The organism is Rhizobium rhizogenes NBRC 13257 (assembly GCF_000696095.1).
Classification (GTDB): Bacteria; Pseudomonadota; Alphaproteobacteria; order Rhizobiales; family Rhizobiaceae; genus Rhizobium; species Rhizobium rhizogenes.
Map to the genome: position 1 here is coordinate 779,488 of NZ_BAYX01000001.1, position 20,029 is coordinate 799,516.

Consider the following 20,029-nt stretch of genomic DNA (forward strand, 5'->3'; position numbering starts at 1 on the left):
ATCAATCCATACTATCGCCGCCATCATCGCCGCCGGCGGACGGCGCCAATTGCTCGTAGGTCGGCAACGGACGCTGCTGGCTTGACACGCCTGGCTGGCTCGACGGCCCCTGGTTCTGCTGTGCCTGCGGCGACTGGACGGGAATCTGCTGCGCGGGCTGCTGATCGTCAGCGTCCTGCGGCTGCTGTTCCTTCATCAGCACTTCGACATCGGTGTTTCTGCCGGCGACGACAGTGAAATCGCGCTGGTAGATCTTGTCCTTGTTGCGGGCGACGGCGGTATATTGGCCTTCGGCCAGCACCATCACCGGGAAGGCGCTGAGACTTTCACCAACGATATCGCCGGCGGAGGTGAGGATCGACCATGCGGTATCGGCGATCGCCTCGCCACCGGCATCCGAGACCAGCTTGAAGGTGATCTTGGCCGCTCTGTGCTGGATCGTCGCCTCGGTCACCTTGCCGGCCTCGACCTGGATATCGGCTCGAATGACGGCATTGACGGCGCCGTATTCCGAGACGATGTGATAAGTGCCTGTGCTGAGACCCACCAGCGTGTTCGGCTTGACATCGGACATGACCAGGCCGCGATCGCCATCTTCCTTGGCGTCGCCGGCATAGATCGAAAAACTCAGTTCGGCCGGCGGGATGCGTACGTCGGAACCGGAGACGGCGTTCAGCACCATGCCGCCGGCGTCCAGCACCATGGTCTGCTTCTGCGACATGCCGCTTTCGGGCACGGTCAGCTTCTTGGTGACGCCGGCGCGGCCGAAGGAGACATTGACGAAATAATCGCCGGGTAGGAGGTGGAAGGAGGCCGAGCCGCCCTTGGAGCTCGCCACCAGCGGCAACTTGCCGTCAGCGCCGGCAAAGGGGCTGAAGACATACCAGGACAGGCCCTGCTGCTGCGGGCCGCTGTCGGGTGCAAGCTTGGCTTCCAGCGAAACATCGCGCAATGTTCGTACCGGCGAATTTTCGCCGCCCGGCGCTACGAAGGCATTGAGCTTCGGCATTTTCATGCTGCCGTCGAGCTGCTTGAACTCCTGAAAGGCATCCTGCGCCGAGGCAGCCGTGCTCAGGCTTGCGAGCATGGCAAAAGCCGCGCCCAATCGGTGAGCGGATGAAATACCTGACATGCGTTCCCAACCGATTGACTTCCGATAAAACACAGGCCACTTCAAAACCAATGCGGTGGCAAATTCAAGACCCACTTCCTCCCGCGCATGAAAATGAAAGCAATCATTCCATGAAAACCGATATCAAGCTGGTCGATTATCTGGCGGTTCGCCGATCCATTCCCGCATTTCAGATGGCGGAACCAGGCCCGGATAAGGCCGAAATCGAAGAGATCCTGCGGCTAGCCTCCCGTGTGCCGGATCACGGCAAGCTCGCTCCTTGGCGCTTCATCGTCTATCGTGGCGAAGAGCGGGCGCGGATCGGCGAAGAGTTGCTGAAGCTCGCGCTGGAAGCCAAGCCGGATCTGTCCGGGGAAATGATTCAGGTCGAGCGCACGCGCTTCACCCGCGCGCCGGTCGTTATCGCCGTCGTCAGCAAGGTAGGCCCACATTTCAAGATCCCGGAATGGGAACAGTTGATGTCAGCGGGCGCGCTTTGCCTCAATCTGCTGATCTCGGCCAATGCACATGGCTGGGTGTCGAACTGGCTGACCGAATGGTTCGCCTATGACGAGCGCGCCTATCCGCTCCTCGGCGTCCAGCCGGGCGAAAAGGTTGCCGGCTTCATCCATATCGGCTCCTCCGATTTCCCGCCGATAGAAAGGCCGCGCCCGGAACTGACGGAAACCGTGACCTGGGTTGGCGGTGAGGGGGCGTAATGTTCTACACGACCGACACCAATCAGCATGGCCTGTCTCATGATCCTTTCAAGGCGATCGTTGCACCACGCCCAATCGGCTGGATCGGCAGCAAGGGCAGAGATGGTTCTATCAACCTGTCACCCTACTCCTTCTTCAACGCCGTCAGCGATCGACCGAAGCTGGTGATGTTTTCCTCGACGGGCCGCAAGGATAGCGCCCGCAATGTCGAGGAAACCGGTGTCTTCACCGCCAATCTGGTCAGCCGCAACCTCGTGGAAAAGATGAATCATTCATCCATTTCCGTGCCTTACGGCACCAATGAGTTCGCGCTGGCCGGCCTGACGGCCGAGCCGGGCCGGCTGGTGGATGCGCCCTATGTCGGCGAAGCCTTTGCCGTCCTCGAATGCCGGGTAACGGAGATCATGCGACCCAAGGACCTCAACGGAGAGCCGACGGACAACGTCATGGTTTTCGGCCAGGTCGTCGGCATCCATATCGATGAAGCGATCATTCGCGACGGCCGGCTCGACATGGCGCTTGCCCGGCCCGTCGCGCGCATGGGCTATATGGACTACAGCGAAGGCAGCGATGTCTTCGAACTGGTGCGGCCAAAGACGCCGTGACGCTAGCGGGCGCCGGTTCGCGCATTAGTGGTTAATAAATAAGGTAAACGGCCCGTAAACCTTTCGCCGTTAGCGTGTCCCTCATGAGTTTGCGGGGCAAGAATCGTCCCGACGATATCGGGGCATTACGTGATCATAGAAGCATTTCTTCGCTGGGCTGAGACCGCCAAGGCAGAGGGCAGGGCAAGGGCGGCCAATGCCCTCGGTCGTGCCTATCTGCAATCGGCAATGCCGGCGGGAGAGCGTGAGGCCGCCGAAATGGCGATGACCTATCTGCTTGATGATCCTTCGCCCCGCGTCCGCCTGTCGCTGGCCGAAGCCGTGGCGCGTGCACCGAATGCACCACGCGGCATCATCCTTTCCCTGGCGGAAGACCAGCCGGAAATTGCCGGGCAGGTCATTCTCTTGTCGCCGGTCTTCACCGATGCCGATCTCGTCGATCTCGCACTGCGTGGCAGCGATGTGACCCGTGTCCTGATTGCCTCGCGCGGACAGGTGTCTCGACCGGTTTCCGCGGCATTGGCCGAGATCGGTGGCGAAACCGAGATTCTCTGCCTGCTGGAAAACGACGCAGCCTCATTGTCGCGCGCCTCGCTGAAACGCATTGCCGAGCGACTTGGCGATCACGCCGAGATTCGCGGCCAGCTTCTTGCCCGCGACGCACTGCCTTCCGATGTTCGCCACCTGCTGATCCGGCATGTTTGCGCCGCATTGTCGGGCTCGAACCTAATCCAGGCCACGATCGGTGCCGGCCGGTTGCAGCATATTACCCGCGAGGCCAGCGAGACGGCGACGGTCTCCATCGCTGGATCGGTTCAGCATGACGATATTCCGGATCTGGCCGAGCATCTGCGCCAGTCCGGCTGGTTGACGCCGGCGTTCCTGATGCACGCGCTTTGTTCCGGCAAGGTCGATTTCTTCGCCGGTGCGATTACAAATCTTTCCGGCTGCGACGAGCGGCGGGTCCGTTCGATCCTGTCGACCGGACGTGTCTATGCCGTACGCGCGCTTTATGAGTCCGCCGGCCTGCCGCGCGATATTAGTGTCGTCTTCGTCGAGGCGACCCTGATCTGGCGCGAGGCATCACAGACATCAGGCGGCGGCATGCTGGAAAATGTCTCGGTCCGGCTGATGCGCAAGTTCCACGTTGCCGAGCGGTCGCCTGCCGCGGCGATACAATTGCTGGATATGGTGGAGAAGCTCGCCAATGCCGAACGACGGCAGACGGCGCGGAGCTTTGCAGCGCTGGCGGCTCTCGCGGCGGCGTGATACTGATCGACCATCAAAGCTTTCAGGATATGACGTTTGCTGACCATTGCCGTTGAACCGCCGCGCCAGGACGGTGTTATCCGCCTTCTCGACATGTCGAGCGCCTATGCCGAATCGCTCTATCCTGCGGAGAGCAACCACCTGCTTGATCTGAGCTCATTGGAAAAGCCTGAAGTGACCTTCTGGGTTGCGCGGCTGGATGGCAATATTGTCGGCTGTTGCTCGCTGGTCGAGGCCGGCGATGGCACGGCCGAGATCAAGCGCATGTTCGTCGATCCGATCGCCAGGGGACAAAAGGTCGCCCTGAGGCTGATGGAAGTCCTCGAAGGGATGGCGGCGGAACGGAAGCTGACGGCGGTGAGGCTGGAAACCGGCATATACCAGCCGGAGGCCATCGCTCTCTACCGCAAGTCCGGCTACGTCGAGATCGAACCATTCGGCGACTACACGCCAGATCCGCTCAGTCTGTTCATGGAAAAGACCCTGTCCCCGTAGGCAGGATCTGATCAGACTTCAGAACCATCCCGGATTTTCAATTGCAGTTCCGGCTCCTGGGCATGCTGTTCCTCAGTGAGTTCGGCTTCGCGAATCCATTCGCGCCAGATAGCGACGATGATGGCCATCAGCACCGGGCCGATGAACAGGCCAAGGAACCCCATAGTCTTGACGCCGCCGACAAGGCCGAAAAAGGTCGGCAGGAAGGGTAGCTTGATCGGTCCGCCGACGAGCTTCGGCCGTAACGTCTTGTCGACGATGAAGAGTTCGACCGTGCCCCAGACGAAGAGGGCGATGCCCGCCCATAGCGAACCGCTGGCGATCAGATAGATGGAGACGAGCGACATGGAAAGCGGCGCGCCGCCCGGTACCAGTGCCATGACGCCAGTGAGAACGCCGAGCGTGATCGCCGATGGTGCTCCCGCGATCCAATAGGCAACGCCAAGGACGATGCCTTCGCCGATGGCGATCAGCGTCATGCCCATGACCGTGGAACTGATCGTCGCCGGTACCACGCGGGAGATCCGCTCCCAGCGATTCGGCAGGATGCGTTCGCCCAAAAGGTCGACCTGGCGGACGAACATCGAGCCGTCGCGGTATATGAAGAACAGCGCGATCAGCATGAAAAGCAAGGTCAGGATGACATGAAAGGCGCCACCGCCGGCGGCAAGCACCGCGCGGTAGATATTGCCGATATGCGCACCGCTGATGAGTTGCGCCAACTCGCCGATGGAACCGGGGCTACCTATATACTGCGTCCACTGATCGCCAAGCCAAGCCCCGACCATCGGCAGCGCCAGAATCCACTGCGGCGGCGGAGCGCCGTCGCGGTTGACATGCACCGCCCAACCAAACCATTCGCGCACCTCGCCAGCCATATAGATGGCGGAAAGCACGATCGGCAGCACCAGGAAGGTGACGATAAAGGCAATGGCAATGGCGGCGGCGAGCGTCGTGTTGCCGCCGGTGCGGCGCAGAAGGTCGCTATAGAGCGGCCAGGTGGCAAAACCGATCACGGCGGCTGCCAGCACCGGGATCAGAAAGCCGTAGAAGAAATAAATGCCGGCTGCGGCAATCAGGATCAGCAGCCAGCGTGCCGCCGAAATGGACGGAATAAGGGCCATGCGTGAAGGTGCGGTAGGCCCCAGCCACCGTGGTTCCCTCTGCTTTTGACGTTCGAATACACCCACCGGACTTGTTTTACCTTTTTTATTCGATCAACCGGTTATGGGCCATGATCTAGGCCGATTCAAGGGCCGCAACCCGAAAGCCCATATAATCCGTTGTCATGACGGCAGAACGACTACCAATGCGGGCAAAAGACGACTTGCCTTAAGATGGCCGGCGAAGAACCTTGAAGGCAAAGAACTGGGTTTTCTGCGTCGGATTGAAATTGTTGTCGGCAACGAAGATCAGCACATCCGTGCCGTCCTTCGCCTTGCCGAAGGTGACGCCTTCAATATTGTCGGGTGCGAGGCCCAGCGCGCGCAAATCCATCACCTGGGACTTGCGTACCGGAACGATGCGCTGATCGGTCTTGGCAAGCGACGGGATGGCGGAAACATCGGTCGCCCCGTCGAGATCGAACATGTTGATGACTACGGAGTTGCCGATATCCTGCGCATAGCCGCGCTCGACCGACAGCCCATGCCGGTCGTCCAGTGCCAGGATTTCCGACATGCCGAAATCGTTCCAGCCGCCGGGCTTGGTCGGCGCCTGCGGAATCGGCGAGATCGGATAGACATATTGCGCTTTCTGTCCGCCCGTGGCCGCATCGTAGCGGATGAGACGAGCAAGTGCGCCATTGGTCAGCGTCGTCATCGGTCCATCCTGATAGAGCGCGGACTCCATGCCAACGAGGAGATCGCCGCCGGATAGGAACGTCAGCCCCTCGAAGGCGAGGTTGTCACGGATACCCGTGCTCTTGTCGGCAGTGGGGGCAAAACCATCCGGCAAGGGCAATTCACGCACGAAGCTGCCGTCGCGATTGGCAACGCGCACGAATGGCGGCAACAGCGCCTTGCCGTCGCCTTCGCTGCTCCAGTAGATGCCGTCCTTGCCGATACGGATCGACTCGGAATCGACCGTGCGAAATGCGAAAGGCTGGCCGTTTTTGTCCTTCAGCGTCACATGATCGAGCACCGTCACGCCCTTGAGTCCGTCGGCGCCGACATCGATGTCGAGATCGTAAAAGCGAGCCGGTGCCCTTTCGGAACGGTCATCGCTGATCGAGATATAGCGACCGGTTGAGGGGTCGAAATCGATGCCCGAGAGACCACCGACCTCAACGCCGTTTTCCCTGAAGCCCGTCGGAATGTCGTATTCGCCGAGATAGGAGAGACTGATGCCGGCCTTGCAGTCACCGAAGGGGCAGGGCACGTCGACAACCGCACCGATATCGGCGGCGCGGGCGGTGGCGCTAAGAAGAAGGGCAAGAGTGGCGGTCGTCAGGAAGGGCTTCATCATGGCGATATCGTTACATCCGGATCATGAGCTGCGGGTTTGCGCCGCATCTATGCATCCGCCCATGACGCTTTCGTTACGGATCGCGCTCCATCGCCTAAAAATATCGGGAAATCGATTTTGCCGCAGCCGCTTAAGCGCGGTTGTCAGATATCCAGATTCTCCGCAAATGCCGCGCGTTCCTGAATGAAGCGGAAGCGGGCCTCGGGTTTGGTGCCCATGAGGTTGTCGACGGCGTCACGCGTGCCTTCGAAATCCACCTCGTCGATCACGACGCGCAGCAGCGTGCGTTTCGACGGGTCCATCGTCGTTTCCTTCAGCTGGGCGGGAAGCATTTCACCCAAGCCTTTGAATCGGCTGATTTCGATCTTGCCCTTGCCCTTGAAATCGCTCTCCATCAGCTCCAGCCGGTGGGCGTCGTCACGGGCATAGATGGATTTCGACCCTTGCGTGATCTTGTAAAGCGGCGGCACGGCCAGGAACAGGTGGCCGCCACGAACCAGCTCGGGCATCTCCTGATAGAAGAAGGTGATCAGCAGCGAGGCGATGTGTGCGCCGTCGACGTCGGCATCGGTCATGACGACGATGCGCTGATAACGAAGATCTTCCTCACGATATTTCGAGCGCGTGCCGCAGCCCAGCGCCTGCACCAGATCGGCGATCTGCTGGTTGGCGGAAAGCTTCTCGCGGCCGGCGCTGGCGACGTTGAGGATCTTGCCGCGCAGCGGCAGGATCGCCTGGTTCATGCGGTTGCGCGCCTGCTTGGCCGAGCCGCCAGCCGAATCACCTTCGACGAGAAAGAGTTCGGCGCCTTCGGCTGTGTTCTGCGAACAATCGGCAAGCTTGCCTGGTAGGCGCAGCTTGCGCACGGCCGTCTTGCGGTTGACTTCCTTTTCCTTGCGGCGGCGGAGGCGCTCCTCCGAGCGCTCGATCACCCATTCCAGCAGCTTTTCGGCCTCGGTCGGATTGTCGGTGAGATAGTGATCGAAGGGGTCACGCAGCGCGTTTTCGACGATGCGTTGTGCCTCGACGGTCGCAAGCCTGTCCTTGGTCTGGCCGACGAATTCCGGTTCGCGGATGAAAATGGAGAGCATTCCGACGCCGGAAATCATCACGTCATCGGTGGTGATGCCGGCCGCGCGCTTGTTCTGCGTCAGCTCAGCATAGTTCTTCAACCCCTTGGTCAGCGCGATGCGCAGACCGGCCTCGTGGGTGCCGCCTTCGGGGGTAGGAATGGTGTTGCAGTAGGAATGGACCTGCGGGTCGCCGCCGTACCAGGTGATCGCCCACTCCAGCGAGCCATGGCCAGTTCCCTTCTCCGACTTGCCGGCGAAGATTTCGCGGGTAACGGTGAACTCGTTGCCCATCGTCGCCTTGAGATAATCCTTCAGGCCGCCGGGGAAATGGAAGACGGCCTTGTCGGGAACATCCGAACCCGCCGGCGCCAATTCCGGATCGCAGCTCCAGCGGATCTCGACGCCACCGAAGAGATAGGCCTTGGAGCGGGCCATGCGGAAAACGCGGGCCGGATCGAACTTGGCGTGGTCGCCGAAAATCTGCGGATCGGGATGAAAGCGGACGCGGGTGCCGCGGCGGTTATGAACATCGCCGAGCTCTTCCAGGCCGCCCTGCGGCACGCCGCGCGAAAAGCGCTGGCGATAGAGCTTACGGTTGCGCGCCACCTCGACTTCGAGATCGTCGGAGAGCGCATTGACGACGGAGACGCCGACGCCATGCAGACCGCCGGAGGTCTCATAGGCCTTGCCATCGAACTTACCGCCGGCATGCAGCTTGGTCATGATGACCTCGAGCGTCGACTTGCCCGGGACCTGCGGATGGTTTTCGACCGGAATACCGCGGCCGTTGTCGGTGACGGTCAGGTAGCCGCGCTGGTCGAGATGCACTTCGATGAAATCGGCATGGCCGGCGACGGCCTCGTCCATGGAGTTGTCGATGACTTCGGCGAAGAGATGATGCAGCGCCTTCTCGTCGGTGCCGCCGATATACATGCCGGGGCGCATACGCACCGGTTCGAGCCCTTCGAGGACGCGGATCGAATTCGCACCGTATTCTTCGGCGGACGAAGTTGTCGGAGCTGCGCGCGGGGCAGGGGCGGGAGCGGCCACAGGGCTTTCAGCCTTTGGTGCCGGCTTTTCCGCCGTTTCGGGCTTCGGCGAAACCGGCAGTCCGGAGAAGAGATCGTTGCTGTTATCCATGGAGCTGTTCAGATTTATCCTTGAAGGGGTCACACCCCAGAATCATCACATTTGCCGTCGATGCCGCGAATCATCTTGATTCTGCCAGAAATGACGTTCTAACGCGATGGCGCCCCAGTGACGGGACAAATTCGAAAAAAGATTTGCGTTGCCGGGCGACGAATGGCAAGCCCGTGAGCCTATCGAGGAAAGTGTCCGCATGCGAATGTCCACAGCTCATTTGTCGATACTAGCCGCAATTGCGGCCTTTTTGCCGCTAGCCAACGCTTCGGGTGCCGCCGCCGAAGCGCTGAAGCCATTCAAGGACGAGCTGTTTTCCAACCAGACGGTCATCGAAAGCCATGACAATGGCGCCTTCCAGACGATCGACTACCAGGAGATGCGCGACATCAACGGCCGCGACCAGATTCCGGAAAAGCGGGTCAAGCCGGCCTATGTCGAAACCGGCGTACGCTGGAAAGCGCAGGAAGACGAGACCTTGCCGCTTGGCGATCGCAACCTCGACTTCACCCGCATCGGCCCGGCATCCGGACAGGCTTTCACGGTGATCTTCATCCATGGCCGCGGCGGCGACCGTCGGCTGGGGTCAAACGACTACACCTTCGGCGGCAACTTCAACCGGCTGAAGAACCTCGCCTACAACAATGGCGGCACCTATTATGCCCCAAGCGTCAAGAGTTTTGATAGCAATGGCGTCGCCGATATCGCGGCCCTGATCCGCTATTCCTATCAGCAATCCGGCGGCAAGCCCGTTATCCTCACTTGCGCCTCGATGGGTAGCTTCGTCTGCTGGGGCATCACCCGCGATGCCGAGAGCGTCAAGCGCCTGAAGGGTATGGCGATATTGAGCGGCGTAACCGATCCTGACTTTGCCAAGAGCGCGTTCTACAAGGCGAAACTGCCGGTCTGGTTCACCCATGGCAGCAAGGATCCGGTCTATGCCGCCGCCGACCAGGAGGCGCTGTTCGAAAAGCTCTACAAGGCGCATTACCCGACGCGGTTCACGCTGTTTGCGACCGGCAATCACGGCACGCCGGTTCGTATGACCGACTGGCGGAAAGTTCTGAACTGGATCCTTGATCCACAGCCTTCATAGGTCTTTTCGAAAAATTTTCGGTTTATTTTCGTAAAAGCGATTTTTAAACGATTTTAAGCCGTTCCGGGGACCACCGTTAACTTTTCTTTCCCTCTCACTTTTGTTAGTGCGGCAGCACATGAATGAAGGGGAGATGAGGAATGACGAAGCAAATACGGCCGCTTTTGGCGGGAAACTGGAAGATGAACGGCACGCGCGCCAGCCTCGACCAGATCAAGGCGATCGCGGAAGGGGTGAAGGCGCCGTTGTCGGAGAGGATCGACACGCTGCTCTGCCCACCGGCAACACTCCTCTATGTCGCGACGGCTCTCTGCGACGATAGCCCGCTGGCGATTGGCGCGCAGGACTGCCATCAGCTGGTCAGCGGCGCGCATACGGGCGATATTTCCGCCGAAATGATTGCCGATTGCTTCGGCACCCACGTTATCGTCGGCCATTCCGAACGCCGCAGAAATCATGTGGAAAGCGACGCATTGGTGCGCGCCAAGGCGGAAGCGGCGCTCAACGCCGATCTGATCGCGATCGTCTGCATCGGCGAGACGGCGGAAGAGCGCGACAATGCTCAGACACTTGACGTGCTCAAGCGCCAACTCGCCGGTTCGGTTCCAGACGGTTCCGTCTCGGAAACGACCGTCATAGCCTATGAACCCGTTTGGGCAATCGGCACCGGTAAGGTTCCAACGCGCGCCGATGTTGAAGAAGCCCACGCCTTCATCCGCGGCGAACTCGTGGAACGCTTCGGCGAGGACGGCAAAAAGTTCCGTCTTCTCTACGGCGGCTCGGTCAGCGGCGCGAATGCGGCGGACCTGCTTTCGGTCGCAAATGTCAACGGTTTGCTCGTCGGTGGGCAAAGCTTGAAAGCCGTCGACTTCCTCGCCATCTATGGCGCATTCGAACGGCAGTTCGCCTGAAGGCCTCACTTGCCTGAATTCCAATCTTAAAAGGGCTTGGAATAGGCGATAGCCTCATGTAAAGAGCCGCGAGCTTTTCTTTTTGATTGATGCCCGCGCCCGTGGGCAGGACTGGACCTATGCAAACCGTATTGCTTGTCATCTATCTCATGATTGTTGTCGCCCTTATCGGCGTGGTGCTGATTCAGCGCTCGGAGGGCGGTGGCCTGGGCATTGGCGGTGGATCGGGCTTTATGTCGGCGCGCGGCACGGCCAATGCGCTGACGCGCACCACGGCAATCCTGGCTGCTCTGTTCTTCGCACTGGCGCTCGGCATGAACGTGCTGTCGCGCTTTGAGGGACGTCCGACGGATATTCTCAACCGTATTCCGAGCACGTCGGGACAGGGCAACGGCATTCTCGATTCGCTTGGCGGCCAGAAGGGCGCAGCCCCGGCAGGCAGCCAAACGCAGCCGGCCAACAACAGCGGCGTTCCGAACAACGGCGCGATTGCTCCACAGTCTCAGACGACGCAGCCTGCTCCGGCAACGACCACCCAGCAGGCTCCGGCCGCTACCGGTCAGCAGACGGCGCCAGCTACGACGACGCCTGCCCAGAGCGGCAACGGCGTTCCGACCGGCAACTAAGCCCGGTCGCATATCATCCTCCGGCAGGTCTTCGGATCTGCCGGTTTTGTTTTGTCGAAATTCCGTGTTCTGTGTCCAAAATTCCGGAAACGAATTTTAGGGCTGGCAGAATCGTTTGTTAAAAGGTATCCGGTGACTCCCATGGCGCGATATGTATTCATCACTGGCGGCGTGGTTTCTTCCCTCGGAAAAGGAATTGCGGCCGCGGCTCTCGGAGCGTTGTTGCAGGCCCGTGGTTATCGGGTCCGCCTGCGCAAACTTGACCCCTATCTGAACGTGGATCCGGGCACGATGAGCCCGACCCAGCACGGCGAGGTCTTCGTGACCGACGACGGCGCGGAAACCGACCTCGATCTCGGTCATTACGAGCGCTTTACCGGTCGCTCGGCCACCAAGACCGACAACATCACCACCGGTCGCATCTACAAGAACATCATCGACAAGGAACGTCGCGGCGATTATCTCGGCGCCACCGTTCAGGTCATTCCGCATGTGACCAACGAGATCAAAGACTTCGTCATCGAAGGCAATGACGAGTATGATTTCGTCATCTGCGAGATCGGCGGCACGGTCGGCGACATCGAGGCGATGCCGTTCATGGAGGCGATCCGCCAGCTCGGTAACGATTTGCCACGCGGCACCGCGATCTACGTTCACCTGACGCTGATGCCCTATATTCCGGCGGCTGGAGAGCTGAAGACCAAGCCGACGCAGCATTCCGTCAAGGAGTTGCAGGCACTCGGCATTCATCCCGACATCCTGCTGGTGCGCGCCGATCGGGAAATCCCCGAGGCAGAGCGTCGCAAGCTCTCGCTGTTCTGCAATGTCCGCCAGTCCGCCGTCATCCAGGCGCTCGACGTCGCGAATATCTACGACGTGCCGATGGCCTATCACAGGGAAGGCCTCGACAACGAAGTGCTGGCCGCGTTCGGCATCGAGCCGGCGCCGAAGCCTCGCCTTGATCAATGGGAAGAGGTTTGCAATCGCATCCGCACGCCGGAAGGCGAGGTGACCATCGCTATCGTCGGCAAATATACCGGCCTGAAGGATGCCTATAAATCGCTGATCGAAGCGCTGCATCACGGCGGCATCGCCAACCGCGTCAAGGTCAACCTCGAATGGATCGAATCCGAGGTCTTCGAAAAGGAAGATCCGGCGCCGTATCTCGAAAAGGTTCATGGCATTCTCGTGCCCGGCGGCTTTGGTGAACGCGGCTCCGAAGGCAAGATCCTAGCTGCCCGCTTTGCCCGCGAGCGCAAGGTGCCGTATTTCGGTATCTGCTTCGGCATGCAGATGGCCGTCATCGAAGCGGCCCGCAACCTTGCCGGCGTCGAACATGCATCATCGACCGAATTCGGCCCGACCAACGAACCGGTAGTTGGTTTGATGACGGAATGGCTGAAGGGCAACGAGCTGCAGAAGCGCACGAAATCCGGCGATCTCGGCGGCACGATGCGCCTCGGCGCTTACAAGGCGTCCCTGAAGAAGGGCACGAAGATTTCCGAAATCTATGGCTCGACCGATATTTCCGAGCGCCATCGCCACCGCTACGAAGTCAATGTCGACTACAAGGATCGGCTGGAAGATTGCGGCCTCATCTTCTCCGGCATGTCGCCGGACGGCATCCTGCCGGAAACGGTCGAATATCCCGACCATCCTTGGTTCATCGGCGTTCAGTACCACCCGGAACTGAAGTCCCGCCCGCTCGAACCGCATCCGCTGTTCTCGAGCTTCATCGAAGCTGCGACGGAACAGAGCCGGCTGGTTTGATGGCTGAAAATCGCTTGCGGTAGTCACTTGGACTGACCGCAAGCTTCTCCCTAAAATGATGGCGCATCGTGGCGAGCGATCCAAAACCGCTCGCGACGGCAACATCGTCCAGCGATCTCGCCGTCTCTTTTTCAAGAAGATCGCGCGCATATCTCAATCTCTCAGCCAGAAGCCATTCACCCGGCGCCATGCCGGTCGTCGCTTCGAATCGGCGCTGAAAAGTCCGCACGCTCATGCCGGCCCGCTCTGCCAGCGTGACGATCGGCTGCTCTTCATGCAGCCTCTGGCGCATCCAATCGAGCAGCGGACCTAGTCTGGCCCCTTCGCGCTGACGCAACACCGGCGTTTCGATATATTGCGCCTGACCGCCCTCGCGATGGGGAGGCACCACGAGCCGGCGCGCTACGCTGTTTGCCGCTTCTGGCCCAAAGTCCCTACGCACAACGTGAAGACAAAGATCGATCGCCGCAGCACTTCCGGCTGCGGTCAGAACAGCACCCTCATCGACATACAGTACATCCGCATCGACGGTGACATCGGGATAGCGGGCTACAATGACATCGACATAGCGCCAATGCGTCGTCGCCTTTCGCCCCGCCAGCAGTCCAGCGGCGGCGAGAACGGCAACGCCTGAGCACAGCGACATGACGCGAGCGCCGCGATTGCTCGCAGCCTGCAGCGCGGTGATCAACGGTGCGGGGACGGGAGAGGCTATTCCGCGCCAACCGGGAGCGATGATCAGATCGGCCTCCTGCAGAATATCGAGACCGCGATCGACCTGGACCAGCAGGCCGCCGGCGGCGCGCAGAGGACCGTCCTCTATGCCGCAAACGGAGAAGCGATACCAATCCTCTCCCATCTCAGGTCGCGGCAGACCGAATATCTCGCAGGCGACGCCGAATTCGAAAGTGCAGAGCTCGTCATAGACAAGAGCGACGACATGCGGACCGTGAAGAACGGGAGTGGAGGTGTTTGGCATGATTTTGACGATATATGGCGTTTCAGCCAATTTCAACAGGGAGATACTCGCGGCATAAATGCTCCCGCAACACCAATGCAGGAGCCTCTCATGTCCAGCCGCGTCAGTGAAATACCAACCGCTTCTCCCAGTGCTATCGCCGAATATTACAGCCAGAAGCTTGCCTTCGAAACGGATTGTTCGGATGTCCAGCTATCCATGACCTCGGGAAATGCCGATTTCGTCCTGCTCGACGTTCGCGGACCATCGCTGTTCGAACAGCAACACATACCCGGCGCAATCAACCTGCCGCACGGCAAGATGACAGTAAGAAGGATGGCGGAATGGCCGGATGATACGCTCTTTGTCGTCTACTGCGCCGGCCCGCATTGCAACGGAACCGACAAGGCGGCCTGGCGTCTCGGCACGCTTGGCAAGCGCGTCAAGGTCATGATTGGTGGTATGACAGGCTGGGCGGACGAGGGGTTTATTTTCGAGAGAGGGTAGAACGTCAGCGGAAGGGAGCCCGGTTCTCACCGGGCTTCTATTTTGCATCGCAAAAAATCCTGCTCCCTACGTCATTTGACTGTCGCGCCGTTCCCGTTTCCATGGCAATTTGCCGGTAAGCACATTGGGAACAAAAGTATGATACTCAATCCATTTGATGACCGGATCGAGCGGTCGAAGACCAAGATCGTCGTCACCTATATTTTGCTGATTGCATTTAACGTAGCTGCCTGGGTTTGGGCATGGGTCGCCTTCGCCGACAGGCCGTCGCTGCTGGGCACTGCGTTTCTCGCCTATATGTTCGGCCTCAGGCATGCGTTTGACGCCGACCACATCGCTGCGATCGACAATGTGGTGCGCAAGCTGATGCAGGAGAAGAAGCAGCCCTATGCCGTCGGCTTCTTCTTTTCGCTCGGCCATTCCAGCATCGTCGTACTCGCCTCGATCTTCATTGCCGCGACGGCGGCTGTGATGCAGGGACAGTTCGAATCCTTTCACGATGTCGGCGGGGTCATCGGGACGGGCGTCTCGGCCGTCTTCCTGCTTCTCATCGGTGTGGCCAACCTGTTCGTGCTCAAGGGCGTCTGGTCGGCTTTCAGCAGGGCAAGGCGGGGCGAGAAGATCGCCGACGAGGATCTGGACGCGCTGCTGGCCGGCGGCGGCTTTCTTGCGCGCATCTTCCGGCCAATGTTCAAGGTGGTGACGCGCTCCTGGCATATGTATCCGATCGGCTTCCTCTTCGGCCTCGGTTTCGACACGGCGACGGAGATCGGCCTGCTCGGCATTTCGGCGGCGCAGGCAGCACAAGGCATGTCCTTCTGGACGATTCTCGTCTTCCCGGCGCTCTTTACCGCCGGCATGTCGCTGATGGATACCATCGACAGCACGCTGATGACCGGCGCCTATGGCTGGGCCTTCGTCAAGCCGGTGCGCAAGCTCTGGTACAATCTGACGATCACCGCCGCTTCGGTCGTCGTCGCCATTTTCATAGGCGGCATCGAGGCGATAGGGCTGATCTCCGACAAGCTTGGCCTTGAAGGCGGTGTCTGGAGCTTCATCGGCGATCTCAACGACAATCTCGCCAATTTCGGCTTCGCGATCGTTGGCATCTTCCTGTTGAGCTGGCTGGTTTCGACTGTCCTCTACAAGGCCGGGGGCTACGACAACTTGCAGATCAACCGCTCCTGACGCATCATCGGCTCCAAGGATCGAGAATGCCGTAACTGGAAATGGTCATCCGTGGCCCCAGTTACATGCGATGAGGGGGCACAATCATGATCCAGACAAGCGATATTCTCGGCGCTGCGCTGGCAGCGGGCGTTCTCTGTGCCATCAGCGCCGGCTCGGCCTCTGCGCAAGCCGCCGCAAACTGCTCGCTGCGGCCGGCGGTCAGCACTGAGCGTCAGACCCTGAATTGCGAACCAGGGCTTAGCATCACCGTCGAACGCGGGGCACGCTACCGGCTTGCCGACCGAAATCGCGATGGTCAGGTGGATGCTATCGTGCTCAACAGCAAGGCGGCGCTGGTCGATGTCGATAGCAGCCGCGTTCAGGGCGGGTTCGAAGTGGTGACGCCGCAGGCGATTGCGGCCGTCCGGGGCACGCGATGGGCAGTCGATGCGCAGCGTGGCAAGACATCCGTGTTGGTGCTGCGGGGCCGCGTCGTCGTCAACAAGGTTTCGACGGGCCAAGGCGTTACGCTCGGGCAAGGGCAGGGCGTCGATGCCGATCGCGGCCGCTCCCCACTACATGTCACAGCCTGGGGACAACCACGCATAAACGCGTTGATGGCCCGCCTCGGCCAGTGAGATCCTGACGCCCATGCGCAGACCGCCGCTCCAAACGATGATCGCGCTTGTCTTGACCGCCGTCTGGGGTCTCGGCCTCGGCATCACGCATTTGCGCGGTGATATTCCCTTCATCGACGGCGCCGAGGCGACGCTGGCGAACCTCAGGAATGCGGTCGGCGGCAGCCGCCAACCGGCCGATATCGTCACCATTCTTGCCATCGATGACGACGCCTCGCGGGCGGCAGGACGCTACCCGCTGCCCCGCGCTACTCTCGCCACGATCATAGATGCGATCGCCGCGTTGGGACCAAAAGCAATCGCGCTCGATATGCTGCTGCTTGATCCCGGCGATGAAGCCGGCGATGCGGCGCTGGAGCAATCGCTCAGGCGGGTCAATATCGTATTGGCTGCCGCCGGCATCTTTCCCGAAAGCCGCCAGCGCGTCACTGATAACAGTAGGGAACCTCTCGCCCGCGTTCCCAGCGCGCTGCAATTCCTGGAGCCGCAGCGGCGGTTCGCGGAGGCTGCGAGCTATGGCATCGTCAATGTGCAGACCGACAAGACGGGAACGCCGCGTTTCGTGCCCATGCTGTTTCGCAGCGGCGAGCGGATCGAGCCGTCCTTCTCGCTGCGCGTCGTTTCGGCCGCGACCGGCGAACACCCAACGGTCATCTCCGACCACATCAAGATCGGCGACCGTTCCGTGCATACCGATACAGGCTATCTCATGCCGCTCTCGTTCTACGGTCCGCGCGGTACGATACGCACCATCAGCGCCAGCGCGGCGTTGAATGGACAATTGCCGGAGGAGGCGATCAGGGACCATATCGTCGTCATCGGCGCCACCGTCACCGGCGGTGGCGATGTCTTTCCGACACCCTTCGATCCGGTGCTACCGGGCGTCGAAGTCATCTCCACCTCGATCACACATTTGATTGCCGGCGATGGCCTGGTTCGTGACCGCAGTGTGCGTCTCATCGACCTCTATTTCGCCGTCGGCCTGCCGCTCGTCATCGTCAGCCTGCTTGCCTGGCGGCGCAACACCATCGGCCTGATCATGGCGCTCTGCGTCATCCTTGCCTGGCTGGCGATCAACCTCAGCGCCTTCAAGCACGGGATCTGGCTGAGCGCCGCCTTGCCGATCGCTGCGACGGTGCCGCCGGCGCTGCTCTTCGGCGCGGCCCAGCTTTGGCTCGGCCGCAGGCAGGCCGGACGGTTTGCCGAGCAGAGCGAACGCCTGCAGCGCATCCAGGCACCCGGTCTTGCCGAACATCTTGCCCATGATCCCGGCTTTCTCGCCGAGCCAGTGCATCAGGAGGCGGCCGTGGTCTTTATCGACATCAATGGCTTCACGGGTCTCAGCGAGGCAATCGGCCCGGCCGCCGTGCGGGAGCTGCTGAACGGTTTCTACAATCTTGTCGACGAGGAGGTGACAGCCAGCGGCGGCGCCATTACCAGCTTCATGGGCGACGGCGCGATGATCCTTTTCGGCCTGCCGCAGCCGAAGCGAACCGATCCCGCCAATGCGGCGCGCTGTTGCATTCGCCTCGCCGACAGGATGAGAGGCTGGCTCGCAGCGCTGCCGGAGGCGACCGCTTCTCGCATCGGCTTCAAGATCGGCGCGCATTTCGGGACTATCGTCGCCTCCAGGCTCGGCGGTGAAGGCCGCCAGCAGATCACGGCGACCGGCGACACGGTCAACGTTGCCAGCCGCCTGATGGAAGTGGCCGCCCGCAATCGAGCCGAGATCGCCATCAGCAACGACCTGTTGCATTCCGCCGGACATGACAGCCTGCCATATATCGAAGGCAGGCTCGAAGGTCCGCTCGAAACAAGCTTGCGCGGCCGCGCCGGATTGTTGGCCGTGTGGCTCTGGCGCAGCCAGGCGTGATCCGGAACGCCCTGAGCATTTCAGACGTCATCCGCGCCACATCGGGATGATGGATATCGCGAGCAAACAAGCGAGCGAGACATTGAGCACGCGCCATTGCCATGCCGTTTTCAGCAAGCGTCCGAGCCATTGTCCGAGCGCGCACCAGACCGCCAGCGAGAATGCGGCGACAAGGCAGAAGGTTGAGCCAAGCAAGATCGCGAGCGTAGCAGGACCGCTCGCCAAGGCGGCAAAGGAAGCGGCTGCACCCACGGTCATCGCCCAGCCCTTGGGATTGTACCAGAGCATCCACACGCCGGCCGCAAAGCTGGTGGGTTTCGACATATCGCCTGAAAGATGCGGCGGACCGCTGCGGCCGATCCGGACGGCAAGCCAGATCAGGTAAAGCGAGCCGAGCGCCTTCATCGCGATCTGCAACGCGGGCAGGGCCATCAGCAGGCTGCCGAGCCCGGCCGCTGCGGCACAGGCGATCGAGCCGAGACCGACAGCACAGCCGGCCATGACGGGGATCGAGCGACGAAAGCCGAAATGCGCGCCGGAGGCAGTCGCAAGCGTCGTGGCACCGCCCGGCGTGATGGTCGAGATGAGCGCAAAGAGGATTAGGGGCAACAGGGAATCGATGGTCATGCCGGGAAATCTCCGTTTTCAACGAAGACATAGGCAAATGGCGTTCATCAGAAAAACGAATATTGAAAGGGTCATGCATTAGCATCTATAATGGATGCATGACCCGGAACTTTGATATTTCGCTCATTCGAACCTTCGCCGCTGTGGCCGATCACGGTAGCATGACGATTGCCGCCAATACCCTTCACATGACGCAGGGCGCCGTCAGTCAGCAGATCAAGCGCCTGGAAGATGCGCTCGGCTGCGCCTTGTTCGAGCGGGAGAAGCGGGGATTAAGGCTGACGAATGCTGGCGAGCGACTGCTCGGCAATGCCCGCCGGCTGCTGATCCTCAACGACGATATCTGGGCCGACATGACGGATAGTGCCATCGAGGGCAGCGTGCGACTCGGCGTGCCCTATGATCTGATAGGAACAACGCTGGCACCGGTTCTCAAATCCTATGCGGAACGTCATCCCCAGGTGGAGATTTCTCTGATTTGCGCCTCATCGCCGGAACTGATGCGGGCGCTTGACGATGGTGAAATCGATCTCGGCATCGTGGAGGAGCCACTCGGCGCATCGAAGGGCGAATGCCTGGCGATCGACCGGCTGGTCTGGGTCGGCGCCAAGGCGGGCAATGCCTACCGCAAGGATCCGCTACCGATTTCGATGGTGGCCGACACCTGCGCCTTCCGGCCATCGGTCTTCGCAGCACTCGCCGATGATGGGCGGCGCTGGCGGACGGTCTTTGAGAACGGCAATATCGAAGCGACGACCGCAACGGTGCGCACCGATCTAGCGGTCACCGCCTGGCTCGCCTCCACCGTTCCCGCAGATCTCGATATTCTCGGAACCAATGACGGCCTACCGGAGCTGCCGGTCTTCTCCGTCAACCTCCATTTGCCGAAAAGCGAAGCAACGCTTCCCGCCACCGAGCTCGCCCGCCATATCCGCGAGGGGCTGATGCGGCCGCGACAGGTCACGGCCGCATGAG

19 protein-coding genes are annotated in these 20,029 nt (G+C 60.7%); 13 read left to right on the forward strand and 6 right to left on the reverse strand.

Features of this window, described 5'->3' with window-relative positions; genetic code table 11:
• Nucleotide 1 precedes the first annotated feature (1 nt).
• On the reverse strand, nt 2-1,132 hold the full coding sequence (locus RRH01S_RS03785; RefSeq protein WP_042469982.1) for an RgsD C-terminal domain-containing protein: 1,131 nt from the start codon (nt 1,130-1,132) through the stop codon (nt 2-4).
• Between the two features lie 110 nt (nt 1,133-1,242).
• Between RRH01S_RS03785 and RRH01S_RS03790 the strand changes: the two genes are divergently transcribed.
• The 4 genes from RRH01S_RS03790 (at nt 1,243) to RRH01S_RS03805 (ending at nt 4,199) form a co-directional block, all read left to right on the forward strand.
• Entirely contained in the window at nt 1,243-1,830 is a 588-nt protein-coding gene (locus RRH01S_RS03790) for a nitroreductase family protein (RefSeq protein WP_012651506.1), read from the forward strand.
• A complete protein-coding gene (locus RRH01S_RS03795) occupies nt 1,830-2,435 on the forward strand; it encodes a flavin reductase family protein (protein ID WP_012651505.1) in 606 nt (201 codons plus the stop codon). Before RRH01S_RS03790 ends, RRH01S_RS03795 begins: the two co-directional genes overlap by 1 nt.
• A gap of 114 nt (nt 2,436-2,549) precedes the next feature.
• Nucleotides 2,550-3,704: a DUF2336 domain-containing protein gene (locus RRH01S_RS03800; protein ID WP_034518197.1), complete on the forward strand. Its 1,155-nt coding sequence runs from the start codon at nt 2,550-2,552 to the stop codon at nt 3,702-3,704.
• Between the two features lie 93 nt (nt 3,705-3,797).
• A complete protein-coding gene (locus RRH01S_RS03805; RefSeq protein ID WP_042470038.1) occupies nt 3,798-4,199 on the forward strand; it encodes a GNAT family N-acetyltransferase in 402 nt (133 codons plus the stop codon).
• An 11-nt stretch (nt 4,200-4,210) separates the two neighbouring features.
• Here the strand turns inward: RRH01S_RS03805 and RRH01S_RS03810 are convergent, their stop codons facing one another.
• The 3 genes from RRH01S_RS03810 to parE form a co-directional block, all read right to left on the reverse strand.
• The gene (locus RRH01S_RS03810; RefSeq protein WP_012651503.1) at nt 4,211-5,389 is read right to left on the reverse strand and encodes an AI-2E family transporter; all 1,179 of its coding nucleotides are present in this window, start codon (nt 5,387-5,389) and stop codon (nt 4,211-4,213) included.
• Between the two features lie 142 nt (nt 5,390-5,531).
• Nucleotides 5,532-6,665: an esterase-like activity of phytase family protein gene (locus tag RRH01S_RS03815; protein WP_034518199.1), complete on the reverse strand. Its 1,134-nt coding sequence runs from the start codon at nt 6,663-6,665 to the stop codon at nt 5,532-5,534.
• 143 nt (nt 6,666-6,808) lie between these two features.
• On the reverse strand, nt 6,809-8,878 hold the full coding sequence (parE, locus tag RRH01S_RS03820; protein WP_007696126.1) for a DNA topoisomerase IV subunit B: 2,070 nt from the start codon (nt 8,876-8,878) through the stop codon (nt 6,809-6,811).
• Nucleotides 8,879-9,077: 199 nt separating this feature from the next.
• On the opposite strand from parE, the gene RRH01S_RS03825 reads away from it, so the two are divergent.
• The 4 genes from RRH01S_RS03825 (at nt 9,078) to pyrG (ending at nt 13,281) form a co-directional block, all read left to right on the forward strand.
• On the forward strand, nt 9,078-9,974 hold the full coding sequence (locus tag RRH01S_RS03825; RefSeq protein WP_042469985.1) for a dienelactone hydrolase family protein: 897 nt from the start codon (nt 9,078-9,080) through the stop codon (nt 9,972-9,974).
• Between the two features lie 140 nt (nt 9,975-10,114).
• A complete protein-coding gene (gene tpiA / locus RRH01S_RS03830) occupies nt 10,115-10,885 on the forward strand; it encodes a triose-phosphate isomerase (protein ID WP_034518202.1) in 771 nt (256 codons plus the stop codon).
• Between the two features lie 119 nt (nt 10,886-11,004).
• A complete protein-coding gene (secG, locus tag RRH01S_RS03835; RefSeq protein WP_042469987.1) occupies nt 11,005-11,511 on the forward strand; it encodes a preprotein translocase subunit SecG in 507 nt (168 codons plus the stop codon).
• Nucleotides 11,512-11,652: 141 nt separating this feature from the next.
• Nucleotides 11,653-13,281: a CTP synthase gene (pyrG, locus tag RRH01S_RS03840; protein ID WP_034518206.1), complete on the forward strand. Its 1,629-nt coding sequence runs from the start codon at nt 11,653-11,655 to the stop codon at nt 13,279-13,281.
• Here pyrG and ftrA read toward each other — a convergent pair.
• Nucleotides 13,244-14,260: a transcriptional regulator FtrA gene (gene ftrA / locus RRH01S_RS03845; protein ID WP_012651497.1), complete on the reverse strand. Its 1,017-nt coding sequence runs from the start codon at nt 14,258-14,260 to the stop codon at nt 13,244-13,246. The genes pyrG and ftrA overlap by 38 nt on opposite strands.
• Before the next feature lie 90 nt (nt 14,261-14,350).
• Between ftrA and RRH01S_RS03850 the strand changes: the two genes are divergently transcribed.
• The 4 genes from RRH01S_RS03850 (at nt 14,351) to RRH01S_RS03865 (ending at nt 18,427) form a co-directional block, all read left to right on the forward strand.
• Nucleotides 14,351-14,746 carry a rhodanese-like domain-containing protein gene (locus tag RRH01S_RS03850; RefSeq protein ID WP_034519357.1) on the forward strand — a complete coding sequence of 132 codons (396 nt, stop codon included), beginning with the start codon at nt 14,351-14,353 and terminating at the stop codon, nt 14,744-14,746.
• A 138-nt stretch (nt 14,747-14,884) separates the two neighbouring features.
• Nucleotides 14,885-15,934: a HoxN/HupN/NixA family nickel/cobalt transporter gene (locus RRH01S_RS03855; protein ID WP_012651495.1), complete on the forward strand. Its 1,050-nt coding sequence runs from the start codon at nt 14,885-14,887 to the stop codon at nt 15,932-15,934.
• A gap of 86 nt (nt 15,935-16,020) precedes the next feature.
• Nucleotides 16,021-16,554 carry a FecR domain-containing protein gene (locus tag RRH01S_RS03860; protein WP_012651494.1) on the forward strand — a complete coding sequence of 178 codons (534 nt, stop codon included), beginning with the start codon at nt 16,021-16,023 and terminating at the stop codon, nt 16,552-16,554.
• 13 nt (nt 16,555-16,567) lie between these two features.
• Entirely contained in the window at nt 16,568-18,427 is a 1,860-nt protein-coding gene (locus tag RRH01S_RS03865; protein WP_042469989.1) for a CHASE2 domain-containing protein, read from the forward strand.
• Nucleotides 18,428-18,454: 27 nt separating this feature from the next.
• On the opposite strand, the gene RRH01S_RS03870 is transcribed toward RRH01S_RS03865, so the two are convergent.
• A complete protein-coding gene (locus RRH01S_RS03870) occupies nt 18,455-19,054 on the reverse strand; it encodes a LysE family translocator (RefSeq protein ID WP_012651492.1) in 600 nt (199 codons plus the stop codon).
• Nucleotides 19,055-19,152: 98 nt separating this feature from the next.
• Here RRH01S_RS03870 and RRH01S_RS03875 point away from each other — a divergent pair, with 98 nt between their 5' ends.
• Nucleotides 19,153-20,028 carry a LysR family transcriptional regulator gene (locus tag RRH01S_RS03875; RefSeq protein WP_174005831.1) on the forward strand — a complete coding sequence of 292 codons (876 nt, stop codon included), beginning with the start codon at nt 19,153-19,155 and terminating at the stop codon, nt 20,026-20,028.
• The last annotated feature ends 1 nt before the right edge of the window (nt 20,029 follow it).

What these genes read in the sequence shown, in the direction of transcription:
- RRH01S_RS03795 (WP_012651505.1), top strand. Translation starts at nt 1,830, where the DNA reads ATGTTCTACACGACCGACACCAATCAGCATGGCCTGTCTCATGATCCT.
- RRH01S_RS03875 (WP_174005831.1), top strand. Translation starts at nt 19,153, where the DNA reads ATGACCCGGAACTTTGATATTTCGCTCATTCGAACCTTCGCCGCTGTG.
- RRH01S_RS03785 (WP_042469982.1), bottom strand. Translation starts at nt 1,132, where the DNA reads ATGTCAGGTATTTCATCCGCTCACCGATTGGGCGCGGCTTTTGCCATG.
- RRH01S_RS03865 (WP_042469989.1), top strand. Translation starts at nt 16,568, where the DNA reads ATGCGCAGACCGCCGCTCCAAACGATGATCGCGCTTGTCTTGACCGCC.
- RRH01S_RS03790 (WP_012651506.1), top strand. Translation starts at nt 1,243, where the DNA reads ATGAAAACCGATATCAAGCTGGTCGATTATCTGGCGGTTCGCCGATCC.
- RRH01S_RS03860 (WP_012651494.1), top strand. Translation starts at nt 16,021, where the DNA reads ATGATCCAGACAAGCGATATTCTCGGCGCTGCGCTGGCAGCGGGCGTT.
- RRH01S_RS03825 (WP_042469985.1), top strand. Translation starts at nt 9,078, where the DNA reads ATGCGAATGTCCACAGCTCATTTGTCGATACTAGCCGCAATTGCGGCC.
- RRH01S_RS03815 (WP_034518199.1), bottom strand. Translation starts at nt 6,665, where the DNA reads ATGATGAAGCCCTTCCTGACGACCGCCACTCTTGCCCTTCTTCTTAGC.
- RRH01S_RS03855 (WP_012651495.1), top strand. Translation starts at nt 14,885, where the DNA reads ATGATACTCAATCCATTTGATGACCGGATCGAGCGGTCGAAGACCAAG.
- ftrA (WP_012651497.1), bottom strand. Translation starts at nt 14,260, where the DNA reads ATGCCAAACACCTCCACTCCCGTTCTTCACGGTCCGCATGTCGTCGCT.
- pyrG (WP_034518206.1), top strand. Translation starts at nt 11,653, where the DNA reads ATGGCGCGATATGTATTCATCACTGGCGGCGTGGTTTCTTCCCTCGGA.
- RRH01S_RS03870 (WP_012651492.1), bottom strand. Translation starts at nt 19,054, where the DNA reads ATGACCATCGATTCCCTGTTGCCCCTAATCCTCTTTGCGCTCATCTCG.
- RRH01S_RS03850 (WP_034519357.1), top strand. Translation starts at nt 14,351, where the DNA reads ATGTCCAGCCGCGTCAGTGAAATACCAACCGCTTCTCCCAGTGCTATC.
- RRH01S_RS03805 (WP_042470038.1), top strand. Translation starts at nt 3,798, where the DNA reads ATGTCGAGCGCCTATGCCGAATCGCTCTATCCTGCGGAGAGCAACCAC.
- secG (WP_042469987.1), top strand. Translation starts at nt 11,005, where the DNA reads ATGCAAACCGTATTGCTTGTCATCTATCTCATGATTGTTGTCGCCCTT.
- parE (WP_007696126.1), bottom strand. Translation starts at nt 8,878, where the DNA reads ATGGATAACAGCAACGATCTCTTCTCCGGACTGCCGGTTTCGCCGAAG.
- tpiA (WP_034518202.1), top strand. Translation starts at nt 10,115, where the DNA reads ATGACGAAGCAAATACGGCCGCTTTTGGCGGGAAACTGGAAGATGAAC.